The 3,980-nt window shown below is 41.8% G+C and carries 9 protein-coding genes and 2 pseudogenes; all 11 read left to right on the top strand.

What is annotated here, in order from left to right:
• Positions 1-18: 18 nt before the first annotated feature.
• Positions 19-276 (top strand): annotated as a pseudogene (locus tag ACYVTD_RS10330) (DNA methyltransferase); the annotation flags it as partial.
• A gap of 43 nt (positions 277-319) precedes the next feature.
• A complete protein-coding gene (locus tag ACYVTD_RS10325) occupies positions 320-982 on the top strand; it encodes an HNH endonuclease (protein ID WP_461247694.1) in 663 nt (220 codons plus the stop codon).
• Positions 983-1,074: 92 nt separating this feature from the next.
• Positions 1,075-1,632, top strand: a complete 558-nt coding sequence (locus ACYVTD_RS10320; protein ID WP_461247693.1) for a DNA-methyltransferase — start codon at positions 1,075-1,077, stop codon at positions 1,630-1,632.
• A pseudogene (locus ACYVTD_RS10315) lies at positions 1,632-1,706 on the top strand (DUF6011 domain-containing protein); the annotation flags it as partial. The gene ACYVTD_RS10320 and the pseudogene ACYVTD_RS10315, both read left to right, overlap by 1 nt.
• Before the next feature lie 42 nt (positions 1,707-1,748).
• Entirely contained in the window at positions 1,749-2,009 is a 261-nt protein-coding gene (locus tag ACYVTD_RS10310) for a hypothetical protein (RefSeq protein ID WP_461247695.1), read from the top strand.
• Positions 2,002-2,226: a hypothetical protein gene (locus ACYVTD_RS10305; protein ID WP_461247692.1), complete on the top strand. Its 225-nt coding sequence runs from the start codon at positions 2,002-2,004 to the stop codon at positions 2,224-2,226. The genes ACYVTD_RS10310 and ACYVTD_RS10305 overlap by 8 nt, the downstream gene beginning before the upstream one ends.
• Positions 2,210-2,701, top strand: coding sequence for a hypothetical protein (locus ACYVTD_RS10300; RefSeq protein ID WP_461247691.1), 492 nt, complete (start codon positions 2,210-2,212; stop codon positions 2,699-2,701). The genes ACYVTD_RS10305 and ACYVTD_RS10300 overlap by 17 nt, the downstream gene beginning before the upstream one ends.
• A complete protein-coding gene (locus ACYVTD_RS10295; RefSeq protein ID WP_461247690.1) occupies positions 2,658-3,011 on the top strand; it encodes a hypothetical protein in 354 nt (117 codons plus the stop codon). Before ACYVTD_RS10300 ends, ACYVTD_RS10295 begins: the two co-directional genes overlap by 44 nt.
• Complete coding sequence (locus ACYVTD_RS10290; RefSeq protein WP_461247689.1) at positions 3,008-3,388, top strand: ASCH domain-containing protein; 381 nt, start codon at positions 3,008-3,010, stop codon at positions 3,386-3,388. Before ACYVTD_RS10295 ends, ACYVTD_RS10290 begins: the two co-directional genes overlap by 4 nt.
• Complete coding sequence (locus ACYVTD_RS10285; RefSeq protein WP_461247688.1) at positions 3,385-3,564, top strand: hypothetical protein; 180 nt, start codon at positions 3,385-3,387, stop codon at positions 3,562-3,564. The genes ACYVTD_RS10290 and ACYVTD_RS10285 overlap by 4 nt, the downstream gene beginning before the upstream one ends.
• Positions 3,554-3,817, top strand: a complete 264-nt coding sequence (locus ACYVTD_RS10280; RefSeq protein WP_461247687.1) for a hypothetical protein — start codon at positions 3,554-3,556, stop codon at positions 3,815-3,817. The genes ACYVTD_RS10285 and ACYVTD_RS10280 overlap by 11 nt, the downstream gene beginning before the upstream one ends.
• The last annotated feature ends 163 nt before the right edge of the window (positions 3,818-3,980 follow it).

Here is a 3,980-nt window from a genome sequence, read left to right as displayed (position 1 = left end):
GGTAACTTCCAACCAATTATGACGGCAAATATAATCCTGTCTGGGGATAACATCGACACATTAAAAACGCTCCCTGATAACATTGCGGACTGCTGTATTACGTCGCCGCCTTATTACGGCTTGCGTGATTACGGTATTGACGGCCAGATAGGATTGGAAGAAACGCCGGAAAAATACATAGAAAAACTTGTCGCTGTATTTCGTGAAGTTAAGCGTGTACTCCGTGAAGACGGTACGCTATGGGTCAATATCGGATCGTCCTATTCTAATAAAGTAATTAATTCATTAAACTATGTAATAAGGAGAGATTTAAGTGGTGATGACAGAGAAAAAATTGCACAAGCCTTGTCCTGTGTGTGGTCAGGTTATGAATCGGCAGAGCAAGCAATGTCGAAACTGTTATTTAGTGTTCCACAAAAAACCAGAGAGTTATGTAGAAAGAATATGCCCGAAATGTGGGAAAAGTTTTCAGGTACACAAAGCACAGATAAATCGAGGGCAAGGAAAGTATTGTTCAAAAAAATGCGCTGTGAGCCATCAACCAAGAAAAAAGAATACACATATAAAACAAATATGCGTAGTATGTGGCAAAAAATTAGAAAGGCATCCCTCGGATATGCAAAAAAGTATAAACAAGAAAGTATTCTGTTCTCCAAAATGCTGGTATCAATACAATCAGGAAAAGAACCATTATTCTTGGGGAGGCGGACAAGACGACCGAATGTGTCCAAAAGGACGGACATGGCGAAAATTAGTAATAGAAAGAGACAAGGGTATTTGTCGTCTTTGTCATTCATCAATTCGACCCGAAGCTCATCATATAAAACCATTTCGAAGCCATCCAGAACTTCGATACGATTTAGACAATGGCATAACGCTTTGCCACGAGTGTCATTTGAAATTAGCCAGAAACGAGTCAATTATAGAAAAAGAGCTAAGCATAATAGCGAAAGAAATTCAATTAGTCATCTGGGAGATTTAACTTTTCCTAAAACGGCTATTCCATCTATATTTATTCCATTGTGCGAACCCGTTACTGTAATTAAACAAAAAGATGATATTGGTATTCCTGCAATGCTCGCTTTTGCGCTCCGTGCTGAAGGTTACTATCTGCGGCAAGACATTATATGGCATAAACCCAACCCAATGCCGGAAAGCGTTACCGACCGGTGTACGAAATCGCATGAATATATCTTTTTATTGAGTAAATCTAAAAATTATTACTTTGATTATAAAGCAATATCGGAGAAATCAGCATGGTTTGAAAAGGATATACGCTCTATTACAGGGCCAACGCAAAGCGACCGAAGCAAAGACAGCCAACAACAATGTAAGCGGCAGGGAGTTTATAACCTAGACGGATTACGAAATAAAAGAAGCGTATGGATTGTAAATACAAAAAGCAACAATCATTCTGAACATTTTGCCACATACCCCGAAGAACTGATAACGCCGTGTATTTTGGCCGGAAGCCGTGAAGGTGGGATTGTGCTTGACCCGTTCATGGGGAGCGGGACGACCGCCGTTACCGCTCTTAAATTATTGCGTAAGTATATCGGGTGCGAAATAAACCCGGAATATATAAAAATCGCAGAGGAAAGAATAGCAAACGAGAGGGGGCTTTTTAATTAATGGGTTGCCGTTGCCGTATTTGTAGGCGGTTGCTTAAAAACGCATTGTCCATAGAAATTGGAATGGGTCCAGTGTGTAGGGCTAGAAATAATATTGAACAAGGAGAGTTTGGTTTTATGAAAGCGGAATGGGAAGTTTTGAAACATGAGCGCGGAAAATATATTTTAATCCGCGACATCGGACACAATTCAGGTCGCAGCGTAACAAACGACGCTGAATATGTGATTAACCAGTTATTCGTTGACGAAGAAATCACCGAGGAAACCCGTGTGTTTTACGAAGATTCTGAAGGCAGGATCGACGAATTAGTCCATGTTGGTAAAGTATTCAAGGCTTTCAAAGCCGGACACGAAGGGATCGAGGTAGAAAATGGGTAGACCGAAACCGCCAAAGAATAAATCGGGCAAGCGCGGTATTATCTGCGCCGCCTGTAAGCATTGCGGAAACTGTTTGATGTGGAAATCGGAAAAAGAATATTTTGACAGATTCCCGGAAAACAAGCCGCCAAAGGGCTTGCATAGGATATTTGAAGTAACCGAACAGGGCGCACGTTGCCGGTTTTTCAAGGAGCGTAAAAATGTATGTAAAAATTGACTTGGAAAAAGCCGTAAACGGGGAACCGCAGCCGGAAGGATATTTTGACACGGATTCGCACAAAGAGGCTTATTCAGGCGAAATTAAATCATCTGTTTGGGAAGAAAAATTAAATGAACTTTTAGAGTATTTAACCATCGGCAAATTGCCCGAAGGCATATGTTGCAAAAGCCCGAAAATGTCTCTCAAAAAAGCAAAGTCCGTTATCTGGTTTTTGCAAGAGGTAACAAAAATAATACCAGATGAATACGAAGTATGCGCCCGTTGCGGAGAAATACATGATTCGGGTTATGGTCGTTACTTTGAAACTAACTGGAAATTTTATTGCGGCGACTGTCTTGACTATGCGCCAGTAGCCCATTGTGAAGAATGTGGAAATGAAGCCGGTTATAAAAAGGACACATATTCGATGAAACACGAAATGTATCTTTGTGAAGATTGCAGAAAAGAAAAAGACGGAAAAACGCCCTCTTGAGAGGGCGATAAATTATATTACGGAGGATAAGAATATGCCTACAGGGTACACGAGCAGGGTACAAAACGGAGAGATCACGAAAAAGAAAGGTTGGACGCAAGCAAGGTTGGCTAAAGAAATAGGACTGGCAAATAATACCTTGAGGAGAAAAAAAATGAGCGAATATGAACCGAAACCATGCCCTAATTGCAATTCGGTAACAAACGAAAATGGAACCTGCTCTTGGCATTGCCTGACTTGCGCGCATAACGAAACCGAATATAACTGCGTAGCAAACGGCTGCCATTACATAAACAAGGAGGATAAATGAAAGCGTTATCGGTCATCATGCCCTGGCCTTGGCTTATTTTGAAGCACGGCAAGGACGTTGAAAACAGAACATGGGGTACGAATTATCGCGGCCGCATTCTACTCCATGCGTCAAAGAAGCCCGATCCGTTTCTTACGGAAATCACCGCGCGCGCCTTATCTGACAAATTGACAAGCGCGGAAATGAGAGAACTACTTTCATGGTGTGGAAATATCGTCGGTTCGGTTGAACTCTATGACTGTATAAAAGGATATGAGGGCAAATGGGCGGAACCGGGAATGTGGCATTGGATGTTGAGGAAGCCAGAACTGTTTGAAAAGCCGATACCGGCGAAAGGCAGCCTTGGACTTTGGGAATACGAAGGAGCGTTGAAATGAGCGAACAAACCAATTTTGAAAAATGGAAACATGAACTGACTATTGAAGACGTGCTGGTTATTTTCAAGAGTAATGGCTGCGTTGACTGCCCTGCCGAAGAATTGTGCAAAACGGTAAAGGGCTGTGAAAATGCGTTTGAAAAGTGGGCGCAAGGGAAGGTTAATAATGACGGTTAAAGAAATTATAACGGACTATCTCAAACAAAACGGCTATGACGGCTTGCATAGTCATTGCAGGGATAACAATTTAGGCGGGTGCGGGTGTCCTATAAAAGGAAACGGATTATTTCTTTGCGGAGAAACTTTTGAAAATTGCGAACCGGCTTACAAACACACAAAAACAGAATGTAAAAAATGCCCTGACTTTATTAAATGTGAGGCGTTTGAAAACGGCGAAAAATATATGTATTGCGGGAAAAAGACGGTATGAATATCAATAAAAGCCGCGTAGAACAAATACAAGAAGCGTTTGACGTTATAAATGAGGCGGTAGCGGGAATTACGGACGACAGCATCGCTACCGCTTTATTATTACAGGAAGTTTGCCGGGGAACCGCCAGTATATGCGGATTATGCGCCGGAAATAGTTTTTG

It is taken from the genome of Treponema sp. R6D11, assembly GCF_054786075.1.
Note: the sequence above shows the minus strand (reverse complement) of the source record. Positions and strands in the feature narration are given on the sequence as shown.

Bases quoted from the DNA above. Each gene is read 5' to 3' on its own strand.
- ACYVTD_RS10300 (WP_461247691.1), top strand. From the start codon at position 2,210: ATGTATGTAAAAATTGACTTGGAAAAAGCCGTAAACGGGGAACCGCAG.
- ACYVTD_RS10280 (WP_461247687.1), top strand. From the start codon at position 3,554: ATGACGGTTAAAGAAATTATAACGGACTATCTCAAACAAAACGGCTAT.
- ACYVTD_RS10305 (WP_461247692.1), top strand. From the start codon at position 2,002: ATGGGTAGACCGAAACCGCCAAAGAATAAATCGGGCAAGCGCGGTATT.
- ACYVTD_RS10290 (WP_461247689.1), top strand. From the start codon at position 3,008: ATGAAAGCGTTATCGGTCATCATGCCCTGGCCTTGGCTTATTTTGAAG.
- ACYVTD_RS10325 (WP_461247694.1), top strand. From the start codon at position 320: ATGACAGAGAAAAAATTGCACAAGCCTTGTCCTGTGTGTGGTCAGGTT.
- ACYVTD_RS10285 (WP_461247688.1), top strand. From the start codon at position 3,385: ATGAGCGAACAAACCAATTTTGAAAAATGGAAACATGAACTGACTATT.
- ACYVTD_RS10310 (WP_461247695.1), top strand. From the start codon at position 1,749: ATGAAAGCGGAATGGGAAGTTTTGAAACATGAGCGCGGAAAATATATT.
- ACYVTD_RS10320 (WP_461247693.1), top strand. From the start codon at position 1,075: ATGCTCGCTTTTGCGCTCCGTGCTGAAGGTTACTATCTGCGGCAAGAC.